Annotated in this window: 17 protein-coding genes; 13 read left to right on the top strand and 4 right to left on the bottom strand. The window is 69.0% G+C overall.

What is annotated here, in order from left to right:
- Nucleotides 1–221: 221 nt before the first annotated feature.
- From AZSP09_RS02210 to alaC, 3 genes are all read right to left on the bottom strand, one after another.
- Entirely contained in the window at nucleotides 222–1,532 is a 1,311-nt protein-coding gene (locus AZSP09_RS02210; RefSeq protein ID WP_014237923.1) for a homoserine dehydrogenase, read from the bottom strand.
- A gap of 55 nt (nucleotides 1,533–1,587) precedes the next feature.
- A complete protein-coding gene (locus AZSP09_RS02205; protein ID WP_152089040.1) occupies nucleotides 1,588–2,814 on the bottom strand; it encodes a pyridoxal phosphate-dependent aminotransferase in 1,227 nt (408 codons plus the stop codon).
- A 67-nt stretch (nucleotides 2,815–2,881) separates the two neighbouring features.
- Nucleotides 2,882–4,069 carry an alanine transaminase gene (alaC, locus tag AZSP09_RS02200; protein WP_014237925.1) on the bottom strand — a complete coding sequence of 396 codons (1,188 nt, stop codon included), beginning with the start codon at nucleotides 4,067–4,069 and terminating at the stop codon, nucleotides 2,882–2,884.
- A gap of 111 nt (nucleotides 4,070–4,180) precedes the next feature.
- Between alaC and AZSP09_RS02195 the strand changes: the two genes are divergently transcribed.
- From AZSP09_RS02195 to menB, 4 genes are all read left to right on the top strand, one after another.
- Nucleotides 4,181–4,552, top strand: coding sequence for an Mth938-like domain-containing protein (locus tag AZSP09_RS02195; protein ID WP_130458666.1), 372 nt, complete (start codon nucleotides 4,181–4,183; stop codon nucleotides 4,550–4,552).
- 5 nt (nucleotides 4,553–4,557) lie between these two features.
- Nucleotides 4,558–4,932: an SMR family transporter gene (locus AZSP09_RS02190; RefSeq protein WP_152089039.1), complete on the top strand. Its 375-nt coding sequence runs from the start codon at nucleotides 4,558–4,560 to the stop codon at nucleotides 4,930–4,932.
- Between the two features lie 276 nt (nucleotides 4,933–5,208).
- Nucleotides 5,209–6,117 (top strand): polysaccharide deacetylase family protein, encoded by a 909-nt coding sequence (locus AZSP09_RS02185; RefSeq protein ID WP_152089038.1) that lies wholly within the window; start codon nucleotides 5,209–5,211, stop codon nucleotides 6,115–6,117.
- Between the two features lie 92 nt (nucleotides 6,118–6,209).
- On the top strand, nucleotides 6,210–7,040 hold the full coding sequence (menB, locus tag AZSP09_RS02180; RefSeq protein ID WP_152089037.1) for a 1,4-dihydroxy-2-naphthoyl-CoA synthase: 831 nt from the start codon (nucleotides 6,210–6,212) through the stop codon (nucleotides 7,038–7,040).
- A 45-nt stretch (nucleotides 7,041–7,085) separates the two neighbouring features.
- Here menB and AZSP09_RS02175 read toward each other — a convergent pair whose 3' ends face one another.
- Nucleotides 7,086–7,685, bottom strand: a complete 600-nt coding sequence (locus AZSP09_RS02175; protein WP_152089036.1) for a cytochrome b/b6 domain-containing protein — start codon at nucleotides 7,683–7,685, stop codon at nucleotides 7,086–7,088.
- 133 nt (nucleotides 7,686–7,818) lie between these two features.
- On the opposite strand from AZSP09_RS02175, the gene menC reads away from it, so the two are divergent.
- The 9 genes from menC (at nucleotide 7,819) to AZSP09_RS02130 (ending at nucleotide 16,764) form a co-directional block, all read left to right on the top strand.
- The gene (gene menC, locus AZSP09_RS02170; RefSeq protein ID WP_152089035.1) at nucleotides 7,819–8,883 is read left to right on the top strand and encodes an o-succinylbenzoate synthase; all 1,065 of its coding nucleotides are present in this window, start codon (nucleotides 7,819–7,821) and stop codon (nucleotides 8,881–8,883) included.
- Between the two features lie 171 nt (nucleotides 8,884–9,054).
- Complete coding sequence (locus AZSP09_RS02165; RefSeq protein ID WP_152089034.1) at nucleotides 9,055–9,432, top strand: hypothetical protein; 378 nt, start codon at nucleotides 9,055–9,057, stop codon at nucleotides 9,430–9,432.
- A gap of 11 nt (nucleotides 9,433–9,443) precedes the next feature.
- On the top strand, nucleotides 9,444–9,824 hold the full coding sequence (locus tag AZSP09_RS02160) for a hypothetical protein (RefSeq protein WP_152089033.1): 381 nt from the start codon (nucleotides 9,444–9,446) through the stop codon (nucleotides 9,822–9,824).
- A 33-nt stretch (nucleotides 9,825–9,857) separates the two neighbouring features.
- On the top strand, nucleotides 9,858–10,538 hold the full coding sequence (locus AZSP09_RS02155) for a tetratricopeptide repeat protein (RefSeq protein ID WP_152089032.1): 681 nt from the start codon (nucleotides 9,858–9,860) through the stop codon (nucleotides 10,536–10,538).
- A gap of 161 nt (nucleotides 10,539–10,699) precedes the next feature.
- Nucleotides 10,700–11,014, top strand: a complete 315-nt coding sequence (locus AZSP09_RS02150; RefSeq protein ID WP_152089031.1) for a HigA family addiction module antitoxin — start codon at nucleotides 10,700–10,702, stop codon at nucleotides 11,012–11,014.
- 47 nt (nucleotides 11,015–11,061) lie between these two features.
- On the top strand, nucleotides 11,062–12,492 hold the full coding sequence (locus tag AZSP09_RS02145) for a class I adenylate-forming enzyme family protein (RefSeq protein ID WP_152089030.1): 1,431 nt from the start codon (nucleotides 11,062–11,064) through the stop codon (nucleotides 12,490–12,492).
- On the top strand, nucleotides 12,489–13,928 hold the full coding sequence (locus tag AZSP09_RS02140) for an isochorismate synthase (protein WP_152089029.1): 1,440 nt from the start codon (nucleotides 12,489–12,491) through the stop codon (nucleotides 13,926–13,928). The genes AZSP09_RS02145 and AZSP09_RS02140 overlap by 4 nt, the downstream gene beginning before the upstream one ends.
- Nucleotides 13,929–13,946: 18 nt before the next feature.
- Nucleotides 13,947–15,722 carry a 2-succinyl-5-enolpyruvyl-6-hydroxy-3-cyclohexene-1-carboxylic-acid synthase gene (menD, locus tag AZSP09_RS02135; RefSeq protein WP_152089028.1) on the top strand — a complete coding sequence of 592 codons (1,776 nt, stop codon included), beginning with the start codon at nucleotides 13,947–13,949 and terminating at the stop codon, nucleotides 15,720–15,722.
- Between the two features lie 199 nt (nucleotides 15,723–15,921).
- Entirely contained in the window at nucleotides 15,922–16,764 is an 843-nt protein-coding gene (locus AZSP09_RS02130; protein ID WP_197739040.1) for an alpha/beta hydrolase, read from the top strand.

Here is a 16,764-nt window from a genome sequence, read left to right as displayed (position 1 = left end):
GGAGCGCCCATTGTGTCCAGGTGGCACCGCTCCGTCTTTGATCCAGACCGGCAAAACCCCTGAGGCGGCCAAGGCCTTTTGCCCCATCCTGCCAAAGAAAAAGGACGGGCACCTTCACCGCACCATCCTGGAGACCCGCACAGGGCGGACATTTCCGGGATGGCAGGCTGAAGATGCCCGTCCTAGCTGCATCGCAGCCCGTCAGGGCTACGCGGTGCGGCTTACTGCAGTTCTTCCAGGCGCAGGCGGGTGACCTGGCCCTGCACGGCGGCCAGGGCTTCGATCTTGGCGATGGCCGCGTCCACGTTCTTTTCCCGGGTCTGGTGGGTGAGCAGGATGATGTCGGTCTGCACTTCGCCCTCGCCCGGCTCCTTCTGGATCATGGCATCGATGGAGATGGACTGGTCGGCCAGGATGCGGGTGATGTCGGCCAGCACGCCGGGCTTGTCTTCCACCCGCAGGCGCAGGTAGTAGGCGGTCTGCACTTCGGCCAGGGGCAGAATCGGCAGGTCCACCACGGCGTCGGGCTGGAAGGCCAGGTGGGGCACCCGGTGTTCCGGATCGGAGGTATGCAGGCGGGTGACATCCACCAGGTCGGCGATGACGGCGGAAGCGGTGGGCTCGGCACCAGCGCCCTTGCCATAGTAGAGGGTGGCGCCGACGGCGTCGCCCTTCACCAGGACGGCGTTCATGGCGCCTTCCACATTGGCGATGAGGCGCTTTTCCGGGATCAGGGTGGGATGCACGCGCAGTTCCACTCCTTCCGGGGTGCGCTTGGTCACGCCCAGCAGCTTGATGCGATAGCCCAGCTGCTCGGCGTACTTGATGTCGATGGCGTCCAGCTTAGTGATGCCTTCCACGTGGGCCTTGTCGAAGCTCATGGGGATGCCGAAGGCGATGGCGGACATGATGGTCAGCTTGTGGGCCGCGTCCACGCCTTCAACGTCGAAGGTGGGGTCGGCTTCGGCGTAGCCCAGGCGCTGGGCTTCCTTCAGCACGTCGGCAAAGGACAGGCCCTTGTCGCGCATTTCGGAGAGGATGAAGTTGGTGGTGCCGTTGATGATGCCGGCCACCCACTCGATGCGGTTGGCGGAGAGACCTTCGCGCAGGGCCTTGATGATGGGGATGCCACCGGCCACGGCGGCTTCGAAGGCGACGATGACGCCCTTCTTCTGGGCGGCGGCGAAGATTTCGTTGCCGTGGGTGGCCAGCAGGGCCTTGTTGGCGGTGACCACGTGCTTGCCGTTTTCGATGGCCTTCATGACCAGATCCTTGGCCACGCCGTAGCCGCCGATCAGCTCGACGACGATGTCCACATTGGGGTCGCTGACCACGGCGAAGGCATCGTCGGTGACCTTGCAGGCGCCGCCGGTAACCTGGCGGGCCAGGTCCAGATTGCGATCGGCCACGATGGAAATCTCGATGGGACGGCCGGCCCGGCGGGTAATTTCTTCCGCATTACGTTTGAGGACGGTGAAGGTGCCGCCACCGACGGTACCGATGCCGAGCAGGCCGACGTTGATCGCTTTCATATGCAAGATCCCTAGTTGCTGAGTTAATTATCGTGGTTGGAAAAATCAGGTGCGGTCAGGTGCCGTGACGTTTGCGGTAGCCGGCCAGGAAGCGGTCGATGCGGCCGACGGCTTCCTTGAGGTCGTCCACATGGGGCAGGAAGACCAGGCGGAAGTGGTCCGGCTCGGGCCAGTTGAAACCGGTGCCCTGGACCAGCAGCACTTTTTCTTCCTGCAGCAGTTCGGCGATGAACTGCTGGTCGTCCTGGATCGGATAGACCTTGGGGTCCAGGCGGGGGAACATGTACAGGGTGGCCTTGGGCTTGACGCAGGTGACCCCGGGAATGGCGGTGATCAGCTCGTGGGCCACGTCCCGCTGGCGGCGCATGCGGCCGCCCTCGGCCACCAGGTCGTTGATACTCTGGTAGCCGCCCAGGGCGGTCTGGATGGCCCACTGGCCGGGCACGTTGGCGCACAGGCGCATGGAGGCCAGCATGTTGAGGCCTTCGATGTAGTCGGCGGCGGGACGCTTGTCGCCGGAGACCATCATCCAGCCGGCCCGGTAGCCGCAGGAACGGTAGTTCTTGGAAAGGCCGTTGAAGCTGATGGTCAGCACGTCTTCCGAAAGGGAGCCGATGGCGGTGTGTTCGACGCCGTCGTAGAGCACCTTGTCGTACACCTCGTCGGCGTAGATGATCAGGTGGTGCCGGCGGGCGATCTCGACGATTTCCTTGAGCAGGTCATCGGGATAGAGGGCGCCGGTGGGGTTGTTGGGGTTGATGATGACGATGGCCCGGGTGTTCTCGGTGATCTTGGCCCGGATGTCGTCCAGGTCGGGCAGCCAGCCGGCGCCCTCGTCGCAGATGTAGTGCCGCGGCGTGCCGCTGGAAAGGCTGACGGCAGCGGTCCACAGGGGATAGTCGGGGGCAGGCACCAGCACTTCGTCGCCCGGGTTGAGCAGGGCGTTCATGGACATGACGATCAGTTCGGAAACGCCGTTGCCCACGTAGATGTCTTCCAGGCCCACCCCCTTGACCTTCTTCTGCTGGGCGTAGTGCATGATAGCCTTGCGCGCCGCGAAGATGCCCTTGGAGTCGGAATAGCCCGCCGAATTGGGCAGGTTGCGGATCATGTCCTGCTGAATCTCTTCCGGCGCATCGAAACCGAAGGAGGCCAGGTTGCCGATGTTGAGCTTGATGATCTTGTGGCCGTCCTCTTCCATCTGCTTGGCCTTTTCCAGCACGGGGCCGCGGATGTCGTAGCAGACGTTGTCGAGCTTGGCGGATTTCTTGATGGGTCGCACTTTGTTTTCCTGCGGGGTTGCCGGCGGGGCCGGACGAAGATCAATTCGGTTTTGTCTGGCGGCCGGCTTACTTGAGCAGGCCGTCCTTGCGGAACATGTCCTTGATGCCGCGGATCGCCTGGCGGGTACGGGCCTCGTTCTCGATCAGGGCGAAACGCACGTGGTCGTCGCCGTAATCGCCGAAGCCGATGCCCGGGGAGACCGCCACCTTGGCCTCCGCCAGCAGCTTCTTGGCGAATTCCAGGGAGCCCAGGTGGGCATAGGGCTCGGGGATTTTGGCCCAGATGTACATGGAGGCCTTGGGCACCTCCACCATCCAGCCCGCCTCGTGCAGCCCCTTGGCCAGCACGTTGCGGCGCAGTTCGTAGGTCTGGCGCACTTCTTCCACGCAGTCCTGGGGGCCGTCCAGGGCGATCACCGAGGCCACCTGGATCGGCGTGAAGGTGCCGTAGTCGTGGTAGCTCTTGATGCGGGCCAGGGCGGCGCACAGCTCCTTGTTGCCCACCATGTAGCCGACGCGCCAGCCGGCCATGTTGTAGCTCTTGGACATGGTGAAGAATTCCACCGCCACGTCCCGGGCGCCGGGCACTTCCATGATGGAGGGGGCCCGGTAGCCGTCGAAGACGATGTCGGCGTAGGCCAGGTCATGCACCACCAGGATGTCGTGCTCCTTGGCCAGGGCCACCACCCGCTCGAAGAAGTCGAGCTCGACGCAGCGCGCCGTGGGATTGCTGGGGAAGCCCAGGATCATCATCTTGGGCTTGGGCGTGCATTCCCGGATGGCCCGCTGCAGTTCTTCGAAGAAATCCACATCGTCGGTCATGCGCACGGAGCGGGTGTTGGCCCCGGCGATGATGGCGCCGTAGATGTGGATGGGGTAGCTGGGATTGGGCACCAGCACCGTGTCGCCCCGGTCCAGGGTGGCCAGCATGAGGTGGGCCAGGCCTTCCTTGGAGCCGATGGTGACCACCGCCTCGCTGTCCGGGTCGAATTCCACGTTGTAGCGGCGCAGATACCAGTCGCAGATGGCCTTGCGCAGCCGGGGAATGCCCTTGGAGACGGAATAGCCGTGGGTGTCGCCGCGCTGGGTGGCGTCCACCATCTTGTCCACGATGTGTTTCGGCGTGGCGCCGTCCGGGTTGCCCATGGACATGTCGATGATGTCCTCGCCCCGACGGCGGGCAGCCATCTTCAGCTCGCCGGTGATGTTGAACACATAGGGCGGCAGACGCTTGATGCGGGGAAAGTCTTTCATGGGCGCAGGGGAATTCCGGCAGTCGGCACCAGCGGCCGGACGGTCCGGACGGGCGCGTAAAAAGGCTATAATCCTACCCTTTCTTACCCCGTTTGTGCACCGCAGCCGACCATGAAGCTCCACAGAGACAGTACAGACGGCCATTATTCCTTCACCGGCTACGGTGACGACTACGTGGCCATCAACGGTAAGAACCACCAGGGCAATCTGGTGCTGCTGCCCCGGCGCCTGATCCAGGACTGGACCGACGCCACTTTCGACAGCCTGACCCAGGCCGATTTCGACTTCCTCGCCGAGCTGAAGATGGAAATCATGATCCTCGGCACCGGCGCCAAGCAACGCTTCCCCCATCCCCAGTTGCTGCAGGGCCTGATGCGGGCCGGCGTCGGCTTGGAGGTGATGAACACCCAGGCCGCCTGCCGCACCTACAACATCCTGGTGGCGGAAGGCCGCAGCGTCGGTTGCGCCCTGCTGCAGGGCTGAGGGGCATGAACGCCATCAGCTTTTCCCTGATCCTGGCCGGCGTCATCCTCAACGCCGCCGGGCAGCTGCTGCTCAAGGCCGGCACCAACGCCGTCGGCCACTTCGATTTCCACCTGGACAACGTCCTGCCCATCGGCCTCAAGCTGGCCTTCAACCCCTTCATCCTCTCCGGCATGGTGGCCTACGGCGTCAGCCTGGTGGTGTGGATCATGGCCCTCTCCCGGGTGCCGGTCTCCATCGCCTACCCCATGCTCTCCATCGGCTACGTCATCAACGCCTTCATCGCCTGGCACTGGTTCGGCGAACCACTCGGCGCCCAGAAACTCCTCGGCATCGGCTGCATCGTCCTTGGCGTGTACGTCATCACCCGCTCCGCCTGAAGCCCGTCAGAAAGGCGTCAGTAGATACCCTTACAATTGAGGCTGTCCTCTCCTCCAAGACGGACAGCAGTACTTTCAACGCGCTCCGGACCCAACGCCGGAGCGCGTTTTTTCATTGGCGGATGCCATTGCCCAAGGTTTTCCTGCGCTTTTCCATCTACACGGCCACCGCAAACGGCCGGAATGAAACTACAATCTCCCCCCGGCCGCTGCGCAAGACGGCGCCGATCCCATTCCGGCCGCGACGGCCTCTCCAGTCAGACCCGAAATCGCCCCATGTCCCAGCCCAAACTCGCCCTCAAGATCAATGTCGACACCCTGCGCGGCGCCCGCGTCGGCGTGCCCCGCCTGGTGGAAGCCCTGCAGAAGCACGGCGCCCAGGCCACCTTCTTCTTCTCCCTGGGCAAGGACAACACGGGCTACGTGCCGCCCCGCACCACGCCGGCCGGGCAGAAGACCTTCTCCCGCCTGGAGCGCTACGGCTTCACCAGCCTGCTCTACGGCGCCTGGATTCCCGCCCCCGAGATCGGCCGCCGCATCCCCCATATCCTGCGGGCCGTACATGAGGCCGGCTTCGAGACCGGCATCCAGAGTTGGGATCGGGTGATGTGGCAGAAGAAGCTGGCCCAGGCCGACAACGAATGGGTGGAAGTGGAAATGGCCAAGGCTGCCAAGCGCTACGAGGACATTCTCGGCCAGCGCCCCGCCGCCGGCGCCGCCAGCGGCTGGCAGACCACCCGCCACGCCCTGCGCCTGACCCAGCGCCTGGGCCTGGCCTACGCCAGCGACACCCGGGGCACCGGCCCCTACCTGCCGGTGATCGAGGGCGAGCTGGTCAATTGCCCCCAGCTGCCCACCACCCTGCCGGCGGCGGAAGAAATGGTGGGCCGGGACGGCATCACCGCCGAAACCTATGCCGACCGCCTGCTGGCCCTGACCCACGATGCGCCCGACAACGGCCACGTATTCACCCTGCACGCCGAACTGGAAGGCATGAAGCTGCTGCCCGAGTTCGAGCGCCTCCTGGCCGGCTGGAAGGAACAGGGCTACGAACTGGTGGCCTGCCGCCAGATGGTGGACGCCCTGGACCTGGACATGCTGCCCCGTTGCCAGGTGACCCGGGGCGAAGTGCCGGGCCGGGCCGGCCAGCTCATGCAGCAGGGGCCGGAATTCCTCATGGACTGAAGGCCTGCCACCCGGGCGATGCCAGATCAAATCGCTGCGCCGCCCGGGCCGTTATACTGGCGCCTTCTTTCCCCATCCCCGCGCCAGACGCCATGATCCGACCCGCCCTGCCCTGGGTTGCCCAGGCCGACTACTCCGACATCCGTTACGAAACCTGTGACGGCATCGCCAAGATCACCATCAACCGGCCCGAGCGGCGCAACGCCTTCCGCCCGGAAACGGTGATGCAGCTCATCGACGCCTTCCACCGGGCCCACCGGGACAACGCCGTGGGCGCCATCATCCTCACCGGCGAAGGCCCCGACGCCTTCTGCGCCGGCGGCGACCAGAAGGTGCGGGGCGACGACGGCGGCTACCACGACGAAAGCGGCACCCCCCACCTCAACGTGCTCGACCTGCAGATGCAGATCCGCCGCCTGCCCAAGCCCGTGGTGGCCATGGTGGCCGGCTATGCCATCGGCGGCGGCCACGTGCTGCACCTGGTGTGCGATCTTTCCATCGCCGCCGAGAATGCCCGCTTCGGCCAGACCGGCCCCCGGGTCGGCAGCTTCGACGCGGGTCTCGGCGCCGGCCTCATGGCCCGCACCATCGGCATGAAGCGGGCCAAGGAAATCTGGTTCCTCTGTCGCCAGTACGACGCCGCCCAGGCCCTGGACTGGGGCCTGGTGAACACGGTGGTGCCGGTGGAAAAGCTGGAGGAGGAAACCGTGGCTTGGTGCCAGGAAATGCTGCGCCTCTCGCCCATGGCCCTGCGCATGCTGAAAGCCGGTTTCAACGCCGACACCGACGGCCTGGCCGGCATCCAGGAACTGGCGGGCAACGCCACCGGCCTCTTCTACATGACCGAAGAAGGCCAGGAAGGGCGCGACGCCTGGCTCGAACGCCGCCCGCCGGACTTCGGCAAATACCGCAAGCGGCCGTAAAAAAAGGGACCCGGCGGGTCCCTTTTTTCATGCCGCGGATTGCGCCTACTGCGACTCGTCCGCCACCCGGTACTGGTAGCCGCTGACCATGGACTGGGCCATGGGCGCGCCGCGACGCTCGTGCCAGATCAGGGCGCCGATATGCACGGCGATGAAGGCCCACACCAGATTGGCGCCCAGCTCATGCACCTCCTTGAAACTGTGGGCCAGTTCCCTGGTGATACCGCCATCGGCCAGGGGCCCCAGCTGGAAGGAGCCGGCAGCAGCCACCAGCCCGGTGGCCCCCATGCCGATCAATACCGCGTAAAGCCCCAGGTAGGCCAGACTGGCCCAGGCGTCATGGCCGAAGGCGCCGGCATCGGCCTTCTGGCGGCGCAACCACACGGAGACGTGGAAAAAGTCGCTCCAGCGGGCCCGTTGCGGCCCCACCAGGCCCCACAGCAGACGCAGCCCCAGGCCGGCGATGAGGCCGTAGCCGAGCAGCACGTGGCCGTGCCACGCCGCTTCCCGCACCGGCCCCTTCTCCAGGGCCTCGGCCCCCAGTTCGGTGGCGAACAGCAGCACGATGGCCAGGGCGTTGAACCAGTGCAAGAGGCGCAGCAGGGGGTCGAACACCCGCTGGCGGCGGTAGGTCACGGTTTCCATGGAACACTCCAAAACAGGATGATGCCTGCAGCCTAAGGCCCGATCCTTAAGCCCGCCTTAAGCGCACTGCATCCGCGCTTATTCGCCCCGCCAGCCCCTCCCGGCAGCCGGAGCAACCCGCTACACTCCGCTCATGACCCTGCGCGCCTTCACCTTCGAGCCCTACCGCCTGCCCTTCCGCCAGCAATGGCGCAGCGCCGCCGGCGGCCTCGACCAGCGGGAAGGCTGGCTGGTGCGCCTGGAAGACGAAGACGGCGGCTATGGCTACGGCGACTGCGCCCCCCTGCCCGGCATCGGTACGGAAACCCCCGCCGCCGCAGCCGCCGCCCTGGCCCAATGGCAGCAACGCTTCACGGGGCTGGAGGCAGCCACCGCCCTGGAAGCCCTCAACGACCCCGCCAGCTTCGACACCCCCGCCGCCCGGGCCGGGGTCGAAAGCGCCCTGCTCGACCTGCTGGCCCGGCGCAACGGCCGCTCCCTCAACGCCAGCATCCGGGGCTGCGACTGCCGCCAGCGGGTGCGGGTCAACGCCAGCCTGGGCAGCCTCGGCCCGCATACGGCAGATACCCTGGAATCCGCGCTGGAAGCCGGTTTCCAGGTACTCAAGCTGAAGACCGGCCTGGCGCCTGCCTCCCAGGAGATACCCCTGGTCCAGGCCCTGTGCCAGCACCTGCCCGCCGGCAGCACCCTGCGCCTGGACGCCAACCGGGCCTGGCAGGAAGGCGATGCCCGATCCTGGCTCGACGCCCTGGCCGGCCTGCCCATCGACGCCCTGGAAGAACCCCTGGCCCAGCCCAGCGCCCCGGCCTGGGCCGCCCTGCAAGTCCGGGCCGCCTTCCCCCTGGCCCTGGACGAATCCCTGGCCGACCTGCCCCAGGCCGCCCTCTTCGACGGCACCGTGCGCCGCCTCATCCTCAAGCTGCCCCGTCTCGGCGGCTTCCTCCCCGCCGTGGCCCTGGCCCAGCGCTTCGCCGCCGCCGGCGGCGACTGCGTTGTCACCAGCAGCCTGGAATCCGCCTGCGGCCTCCTCGCCGCCGCCCACCTGGCCGCCGCCCTCGGCGGCGATCTGGCCCACGGCCTGGCCACCGCCGAATGGCTGGCGACGGACCTGGGCGCCCCGCCCCCCGTCGCCGCCGGCTACCTCACCCTGCCCGCCGGCCCCGGCCTCGGTTTCCAGCCCTTCGCCACGCCGGCCTGAGGCGCCCGCCCGCCGCGGCGAGCGCCGGCAGTTGTGTCCCGGCCTCGACATTCATGCCAATGGCAAATATGCTGCATTCCTGTCGCCCCCCGGGATCGACCCGCAGCCGTCCGGAGAAATAGCGGCCAATGGCGCCACGAACGGCAGCCAACAAAACCCACCTTCCGCCCCATGCTTGAAATCATCATCCAGATCGTCGGCGAATTTCTCCTGCAAGCCATCCTCGAAGTGCTCGGCGAACTGGGCCTGCGCACCGTGGCGGAACCCTTCAGCAAGCCGCCCAATCCCTACGTGGCAGCCTGGGGCTACGCCATCTTCGGCCTCCTGGCCGGCGGCCTGAGCCTGCTGTTGCTGCCGCACCATCTGGTAGAGGCCGGCTGGCGCTGGGCCAACCTGCTGGTCACGCCACTGGCCGCCGGCCTGCTCATGTCCCTGCTGGGCGCCTGGCGCGCCGGACGGGGCCAGACCCTGCTGCGCATCGACCGCTTCGCCTACGGCTTCCTCTTCGCCTTGGCCCTGGCCCTGGTCCGTTTCCGGTTCGCCCAATGACGGCCGCCCCCATGTTGCGTGAACTCGCCAACGTCAGGCAGATCGCCGGAGAACCCCGGCGCCGCTGGTTCTTCTGCCACGAAATCGATCTGGTGCTGTTCGAGGACGAGCAGGGTATCTGCGCATTCCAGCTGGCCTACGACAAGCCCCGCCGCGAACGCTCCCTGAGCTGGCAGCGGCAGGGTGGATTCCGTCACTACCTGGTGGATGACGGCGAACCCCTGGCGAGAGCCAACCGCACGCCCCTGCTCTACGCCAACGGCCCCGCGGACCACGGCGCCATCATCGACACCTTCCTCGCCCTGGCGGCGGAACTGCCGCCGGAACTGAAGGATTTCATCGTGCACAAGCTGCGGGAAGGCGCCGCAGCAGCCGTTCCAGAAGCCCCCTAGTAAACCTCCCGCCCCCCCCAGGAACCACCATCCATGCGCCATCTGCACCTGATCGCCCTTGTCGCCCTCGTCCTGCTCCTGGGCACCGGCGCCCATGCCCGGGAATACGGAACCCACGATCCCAAACGCCTGCTGACGGTGACGGAAACCCCCTCGGGCAAGCAATACGGCTTCGACGGCGCCTATCTGGACCAGATGCTGAACGACCTGGCCGCCCACGCCAAAAACTACCCGCCCCAGTTCGACACGCCCCAGGACCGGCAACGGGCCACCCAGGACGTCAAGGTCATTTCCGGCATGCTCGACACCCTGGTCAATGTGCCCAACCCCAATCCCGACCTGCTGCTCCGCGCTGCCCACCTGAACGGCATGGGCCACAACCTGGAGATTCCCGGCGCCGCCGACAAGGCCAACACCCTGTTCCAGCGCCTGCTGCAGCTGGAGCCGGCCCATCCCCGGGGCAACTACCTGTACGGGACTTTCCTGGCCGGCGCCGGCAAACCCCGGGAAGCCCTCCCCTACCTGGAAAAGGCCCTGGCCGCCGGCATCGCGGATGCCGCCTTCACCCTGGGCATGGCTCATCTCAGCCTCAAGGACCAGGACGGCGCCCTCAAGTACCTGGAAGACTACAAGCGCCGCCGCCCGGGCGACGCCAATGCGGACCGGTTCATCGACGCCATCCGCAACGGCCGCATCGAGGTCAGGAGCCGCTAGGCCCAATCACTACCGCCCCCGCGCTCCACCGATTGCGGCTCCCCCTATCCACCTCAGTTGCTTCCGACGTTCTCTTTGTCCATTCTGAACTGTGCATCCTGCAGTACAGACTGATAAATTCCCCCCTGAACGAATACCGGCTATTGGGGAGTGAACAGCCAATGGAAAAATCAGGACAACCTACGCAACGCAATCAAGCACCATCCCGGCCTGCAGGCAATGGGCATTTGCTTGACGAAATCTCTCCGGGCGAAATACTCCTCGAAGAGTTCATGAAGCCCTCAGGTCTTTCACGCGCTGAATTGGCAAGAAGAACAGGGCTCTCGGCATCCCTCGTCAGCAAAATCGTCAGTGGCAACAGCTCCATTACCAGCAACAGTGCCGCCAAGCTGGCTGGCTATTTTTCAACCTCCCCTGCTATGTGGCTGAACTTGCAGCAGGAATACAGGAAGCGCCTGGCCCGTTCCCAGATTTGACCCACATCGTGTAGCCCCCCGCCGGCCCTGCGTATAATCAGGCGCTGATGAACCCCGCGCCTTTCATTGATCCCCACGAGCCCCTGGACTGGCTCGGTCCCCTGTCCGAAGATCCGCTCCAGCTGGTCACCTCCGACGGTGCCTGGCGGCGTGGGGCGCTGGTGGCGGATGGCGGGGCATTGGCCGCTGCGCTCCTTGCCTGGGGCGCTGCTCCCGGCACCATCCTCCTCGCCCCCCTGCCCGCCCCGGACCTGGCCCGGCTGTTTTTCGCCTGCGCCCGGGCCCGCATCGCCCTCTTTCCCCTGGACCCGGCCACTTCGCCGGAACGCCGGGCCGCCCTGCTGGCCCTGGCCGGCCCCCGGGGCCGTCTGCTGGAGGCATTGCCGTCGGCCGCAGCGATTGCGGCGGCTGCCGATCCCTTGCCACCGCTGCCCACGGCAGCCCAGCCGGCCCTGGTCATCGCCACCAGCGGCAGCGAGGGCGAACCCAAGGGCGTGGTGCTGACCCACGCCAACCTGGCGGCGGCGGCGGATGCCTCGGCCGAGCGCCTGCCCCTGGGCCCGGGCGACACCTGGCTGGCCTGCCTGCCCCTGCATCACATCGGCGGCGTCTCCATCCTCGCCCGCTGCGCCCGCAGTGGCGCCACGGCCCGGGTGCTGGACCACTTCACGGTGGAGGCGGTGGCCGCGGCCCTGGCCGCAGGCGGCATCACCCACCTGTCCCTGGTGCCGGCCATGCTCGACCGGCTGCTGGAGGCCGGCGTCCCGCCGGGCCCGCTGCGCTACGTGCTGGTGGGCGGTGCCGCCCTGTCCGCCCCCCTCTTCCGCCGCGCCATGGCTGCCGGCTGGCCCCTCTGCGTCAGCTACGGTCTTTCCGAATGCTCTGCCCAGGTCGCCACCTGGGTGCGGCCACCCCTGGACGAATGGCAGGAGGGCCGGGTCGGCGCCCCCCTGGCCGGCTGCCGCGTCGAGCTGGATCCGCAAGGACGGCTGCGCCTGGCCGGGCCCCAGGTGATGTGGGGCTATCTCAATCCGGACCTGGAGCCGGGCCGGGGCCTGACGGATGGCGCCCTGCTCAGCGGCGACCTGGCCCGCCTGGAGGCGGACGGCAGCCTGACCCTGCTGGGCCGGGCCGACGACATGCTGGTCAGCGGCGGCGTCAATGTGCATCCGGCCGAGGTGGAAGCGGTGTTGCTGGCCTGCCCCGGCGTGCGCGACGCGGCGGTGACGGCCCTACCCGACCCGGTGTGGGGCGACCGGCTGCTGGCCCTGGTGGTGGGCGACTCCGCCGCCATGGACGACGCCGGCCTGCACCGCTGGTGCGCCGAACGCCTGCCCTCGCCGCGCCGGCCCCGGCTGATCCAGCGGGTCGCCACCCTGCCGCGCAATCCCATGGGCAAGCTGCAACGTCCGGCCCTGCGGCAGCTGGCCCAACAACTGGCCCAGGACGGGCTGCTGGCCCCAGGGGAAGCGCCATGAGCCGCCCCCAGGCCCGCCCCGCCGCCGGCACCGTCAGTCTCAGCCAGCGCTATCCCGGCCTGGCCGGGGCACTGGCGGCCCTGGCCGCCCGGGCCCGCCCCACGGACCTCCTCAGCCTGTGCCTGCCGGCGCCCCCGTTGCCCATGGCCGGCCCCCTGCCCTACCTCGCCGCCCCCGACAGCCTGGCCTGGCAGCGGCCGGACGACGCTTGGCTGGCCCTGGGCGCCGCCTGCACCGTGGAAAGCGCCGGGCCGGGCCGCTTCACCGCCCTCAACGGCGCCTGGCAGGGCCTGGCGGCCCGCTGGCAGATTGCCGCCATGTCGCAGGACAGTGATGGCAGCGGCGACCTCCAGGCGCCCCTGGCCCACCTGGGCTTTGCCTTTTACGACGCCAGCGGCGACAGCCCCCTGCCGAACGCCCGCCTGCGGGTGCCCGCCCTTCTGCTGAGGCGCCGGGCCGGTCGCCAGACCCTGGTCCTCACCTGCCCCGCCCATGGCGCCGCCCAGGCCATGGCCGGCTGGGAGGCCCTGTGGCAAACGCTGGAACGGACCCTGCTGTCCCAACCCGCGCCGCTGGCCGCGCTCCACCTGCAACGGCCGCCGGCGCCCCTGCCCGAGCAGGCCTTCGTCGCCCGCACCCGGGCCGCCCTGGCCGCCATCGCCCGGGGCGAGCTGGACAAGGTGGTGCTCTCCCGCCGCGTCACCTTCGAGGCCGACAGCGCCCTGGAAGCGGCCGCCGTCTTCGCCGCCCTGGCAACCCAGCAGGCCGACAGCAGCGTCTTCGCCGTCGGCCACCGGGCCGGCACCTTCCTCGGCGCCACGCCGGAACGGCTCCTCAGCCTACAGGACGGCCAGCTGCACACCGAAGCCCTGGCCGGCACCGGCTGGGGCCGGGCCGACGCCCCCCTGACCTCGGACAAGAACCAGCGGGAACACGGCTGGGTGGCCGAGGCCATCCGCCACACCCTGGCCCCCCTCTGCGCCGAACTGCAGGCCGCCCCGGCGGAAGTGCTGCAGCTGCCCGGCGGCAGACGCCACGCCGGCCTCAGCCATCTGCGCACCCCCTTCCACGGCCGTCCGGCGCTCGGAGTCGGCCTTTTCGACCTGGCCGCCAGGCTCCATCCCACCCCCGCCGTCGGCGGCTGGCCGGCGGCCCCGGCCCGGGAATGGCTGCAGGCCCACGGCGAGGAACGGCCCCTGTGGTACAGCGGCGGCCTGGGCTGGATCGACGCCGCCGGCAACGGCACCCTGGCCGTGCCCCTACGCTGCGCTGACCTGCGCGGCAGCCGGGCCGAACTCCAGGCCGGCGCCGGCATCGTCGCCGGCTCCGCCGCGGAACAGGAACTGGCCGAAACCGAGGCCAAGCTCGCCACCATGCTGGAGGCCCTGGCACCCTCGGCCCCAGCCCCTGCCGCCGCCTGCCGCCGCGGCGCCTAACCTCACGGTCCTTCGCCCATGAACGCCACCGGCACCACCAACTATCTCTGGTCCCGCCACTTCGCCGCCGCCCTGGCCGGCGCCGGGCTGGCCCATGTCGTCATTTCCCCGGGCGCCCGCTCCACGCCCCTGACCCTGGCCTTCCTGCGGCAGGCGGGCGTGCGCTGCCACGTGCTGGTGGACGAGCGCTCCGCCGCCTTCTTCGCCCTGGGCCTGGCCAAGGCCACGGAACTGCCGGTGGCCCTGGTGTGCACCTCCGGCTCCGCCCCGGCCCACTGGCTGCCCGCCGTGATCGAGGCCGACGCCGGCCGGGTGCCGCTGCTGCTGCTCTCCACCGACCGGCCGGCGGAACTGCACGGCTGGGGCGCCAACCAGACGGTGGCACAGGCCGGCCTGTTCACCGGCTTCGTGCGCGCCGCCCACGCCCTGGCGACGCCGGAAGAAGGTTTCCTGCCGCGCCAGGTGCACACCCTGGCGGCCCGGCTCCTGGCCGAATGCCGCTGGCCCTGCCCGGGGCCGGTGCATGTCAATCTGCCCTTCCGCGAGCCTCTGCTGCCGCCCGCCGCCAAGCTGGCGGCCAGCCCGGACCTGGGCCCGGTCCATCCGCCGGAGGCGCCGCCGCCCCTGGTGCTGCCGGCGCCCCACGCCGTGGCCCAGGCCGCGGCCCATCTCTCCGGGCGCCCCGGGCTGATCCTGGCTGGCGCCCTGCCGCCGGGCAGCGCCGGCCCCGACTACGCACGGGCCGTGGCCGCCCTGGCCCGGGCCCTGGATTGCCCGGTGCTGGCCGAGCCCCTTTCCGGCCTGCGCCACGGCGCCGCCGAGCTTGAGGCCGACAGCCGCCCCGACAGCCATCTTTTCCTCGCCCACGGCGAAGCCCTGGTGCGGGATGCCGCCTTTGTCGCCGCCCAGGCCCCGGCCTGGATCCTGCGCTGCGGCGACGCCCAGGTGAGCCGCTCCCTGCAGACCTGGCTCAGCCAGTGCCTGGACCAGGGCACCGAACTGCTGTTGCTGGAGGGCGAAGGCCGCTGGCCCGACCCGGAACGGGGCACCACCCTGCTGTTGCGGGGCGACACCGCCGCCACCCTGGCGGCCCTGGCCGAAGCCGTGGCGGCCAAGGCGCCGCCGGCCTGGATGCAGGCCTGGCGCGCCGCCGAGCAGCGGGCCGGGGAGCTGGCCCGGGCCGCCCTCGATGCGGTCGGCGACGACCTGTGGGAAGGGGCCGTGGTGGCCGACCTGCTGGCGGCCCTGCCGGCGGAGAGCCGCCTCTTCTGGGGCAATTCCATGGCGGTGCGGGACGGCGATTCCTTTTCCGGCCTCTCGGCCAAGCCCCTGGAGGAGCATGGCAACCGGGGCTGCAGCGGCATCGACGGCCAGCTGTCCACGGCCCTGGGCCTGGCGGCGGCGGGCAGCGCCGAAGGCCGCTACAGCGCCGCCCTCCTCGGCGACCTGGCCGCCCACCACGACCTCAATGCCCTGGCCGCGGCCCGGGAGCTGGATTGCCTGCTGGTGGTGGTGAACAACGGCGGCGGCGGCATTTTCGAGTATCTGCCGGCCCGGGCCCTGCCCGAATACGAGACGGGCTGGCTGACCCCGGTGCCCCTCGTCCTGGCCCATGGGGCGGCGGCCTACGGGGTGCCTTACCGCCGAGCCGCATCCCGCGCCGAGTTCCAGGCAGCCATCGCCGAGGCCGTTGCCACGGGCGGCCCCTGGCTGGTCGAGGCGGTGGTCGAACGGTCGGAGAGCGTCGCCCGGCACCGGGCCTACTGGCAGGCGGTGAGCGGCAGCGAAAGCTGAAGCGAGGGACGGGCCGGTGGGCGCGTGACGGTCGCAGCGCCAGGGATCGGCGCCGCAAGGCGCCGTAGCGGCAACGCGGCTGACGCCGGGGATGGCGCCGGCGGCAGGGTCAGCCCCCGGTCAGCGGAGGGTCAGAGGTGGGTCAGTCCCGAGGGCTAGCATGGCGCGCCATAAGCCGATCAACGGCTAGGAGAGTGACTTGCCCCACCCGCTTCCCCCCGGCGACGACACCGCCGTCCTGCTGCTGCACGGCCTCTACAGCAACCCCAACGAAATGTCACCCCTCGGCAAGGAGCTGGAAAAAGCCGGCTACCGCGTCGCCATTCCCCATTTGCAGGGCTATACGGTGTGCGCCGAAGACGTGCTGGACCGCCGCTTCGCCCGCAGCCCCTGGGAGGACTGGTACGCCCAGGTGGAAACGGTCTTCGACGAATTGCGGCAGCAGCATCGTCGCGTCGTCGTCGGCGGCCTGTGCATCGGCGCCGACCTGGCCCTGCACCTGGCGGCCCAGCGGGGCCTGCAGGTGGCGGCGGTGCTGGCCCTGGCCACCACCCTCTACTACGACGGCTGGGGCATCCCCTGGTACAGCTTCCTCCTGCCCCTGGGCTACTACACGCCCCTGCGCCACATCTACACCTACCGGGAACGGGCCCCCTTCGGCCTGAAGAATCCCCGGGTGCGGGCCCGGGTGGAACGGGACATGCGGGAAAGGGAAGTCTCTGCCGCCGGCGCCTCGGAACTGCCCCTCAACGGCATCTACCAGGCCCAGCGCCTGATCGGCAGCATCAAGAAGGAGTTGCCCCAGGTGGTCAGCCCCACCCTGGTGATCCACTCCCGGGAAGACGACGTGGCCAGCCTGCGCAGCCCGGAGCAGGTATACCGCCGCATCAGCGCCGAGCGTCGGCGCAAGGTGGTGCTGGACGACAGCTACCACATCATCACCCTGGACAACGAGCGGCACCGGGTCAGCGGCGAAGCGCTGGATTTTCTCGCCCAGGTGCTGGGCGCGCCGGCTGCGGCCCGGCTGCCCCGGGCCGCCTGA

It is taken from the genome of Azospira sp. I09 (assembly GCF_009177135.1).
Lineage (GTDB): Bacteria > Pseudomonadota > Gammaproteobacteria > Burkholderiales > Rhodocyclaceae > Azospira > Azospira oryzae.
This window is presented reverse-complemented; position numbering and strand designations above follow the sequence as displayed.

Coding starts and splice junctions, on each gene's coding strand:
- AZSP09_RS02175 (WP_152089036.1), bottom strand. CDS start 7,685: ATGGAAACCGTGACCTACCGCCGCCAGCGGGTGTTCGACCCCCTGCTG.
- AZSP09_RS02150 (WP_152089031.1), top strand. CDS start 10,700: ATGGAAAAATCAGGACAACCTACGCAACGCAATCAAGCACCATCCCGG.
- AZSP09_RS02155 (WP_152089032.1), top strand. CDS start 9,858: ATGCGCCATCTGCACCTGATCGCCCTTGTCGCCCTCGTCCTGCTCCTG.
- AZSP09_RS02140 (WP_152089029.1), top strand. CDS start 12,489: ATGAGCCGCCCCCAGGCCCGCCCCGCCGCCGGCACCGTCAGTCTCAGC.
- AZSP09_RS02195 (WP_130458666.1), top strand. CDS start 4,181: ATGAAGCTCCACAGAGACAGTACAGACGGCCATTATTCCTTCACCGGC.
- AZSP09_RS02185 (WP_152089038.1), top strand. CDS start 5,209: ATGTCCCAGCCCAAACTCGCCCTCAAGATCAATGTCGACACCCTGCGC.
- alaC (WP_014237925.1), bottom strand. CDS start 4,069: ATGAAAGACTTTCCCCGCATCAAGCGTCTGCCGCCCTATGTGTTCAAC.
- AZSP09_RS02145 (WP_152089030.1), top strand. CDS start 11,062: ATGAACCCCGCGCCTTTCATTGATCCCCACGAGCCCCTGGACTGGCTC.
- AZSP09_RS02190 (WP_152089039.1), top strand. CDS start 4,558: ATGAACGCCATCAGCTTTTCCCTGATCCTGGCCGGCGTCATCCTCAAC.
- AZSP09_RS02165 (WP_152089034.1), top strand. CDS start 9,055: ATGCTTGAAATCATCATCCAGATCGTCGGCGAATTTCTCCTGCAAGCC.
- menB (WP_152089037.1), top strand. CDS start 6,210: ATGATCCGACCCGCCCTGCCCTGGGTTGCCCAGGCCGACTACTCCGAC.
- AZSP09_RS02210 (WP_014237923.1), bottom strand. CDS start 1,532: ATGAAAGCGATCAACGTCGGCCTGCTCGGCATCGGTACCGTCGGTGGC.
- menD (WP_152089028.1), top strand. CDS start 13,947: ATGAACGCCACCGGCACCACCAACTATCTCTGGTCCCGCCACTTCGCC.
- menC (WP_152089035.1), top strand. CDS start 7,819: ATGACCCTGCGCGCCTTCACCTTCGAGCCCTACCGCCTGCCCTTCCGC.
- AZSP09_RS02160 (WP_152089033.1), top strand. CDS start 9,444: ATGTTGCGTGAACTCGCCAACGTCAGGCAGATCGCCGGAGAACCCCGG.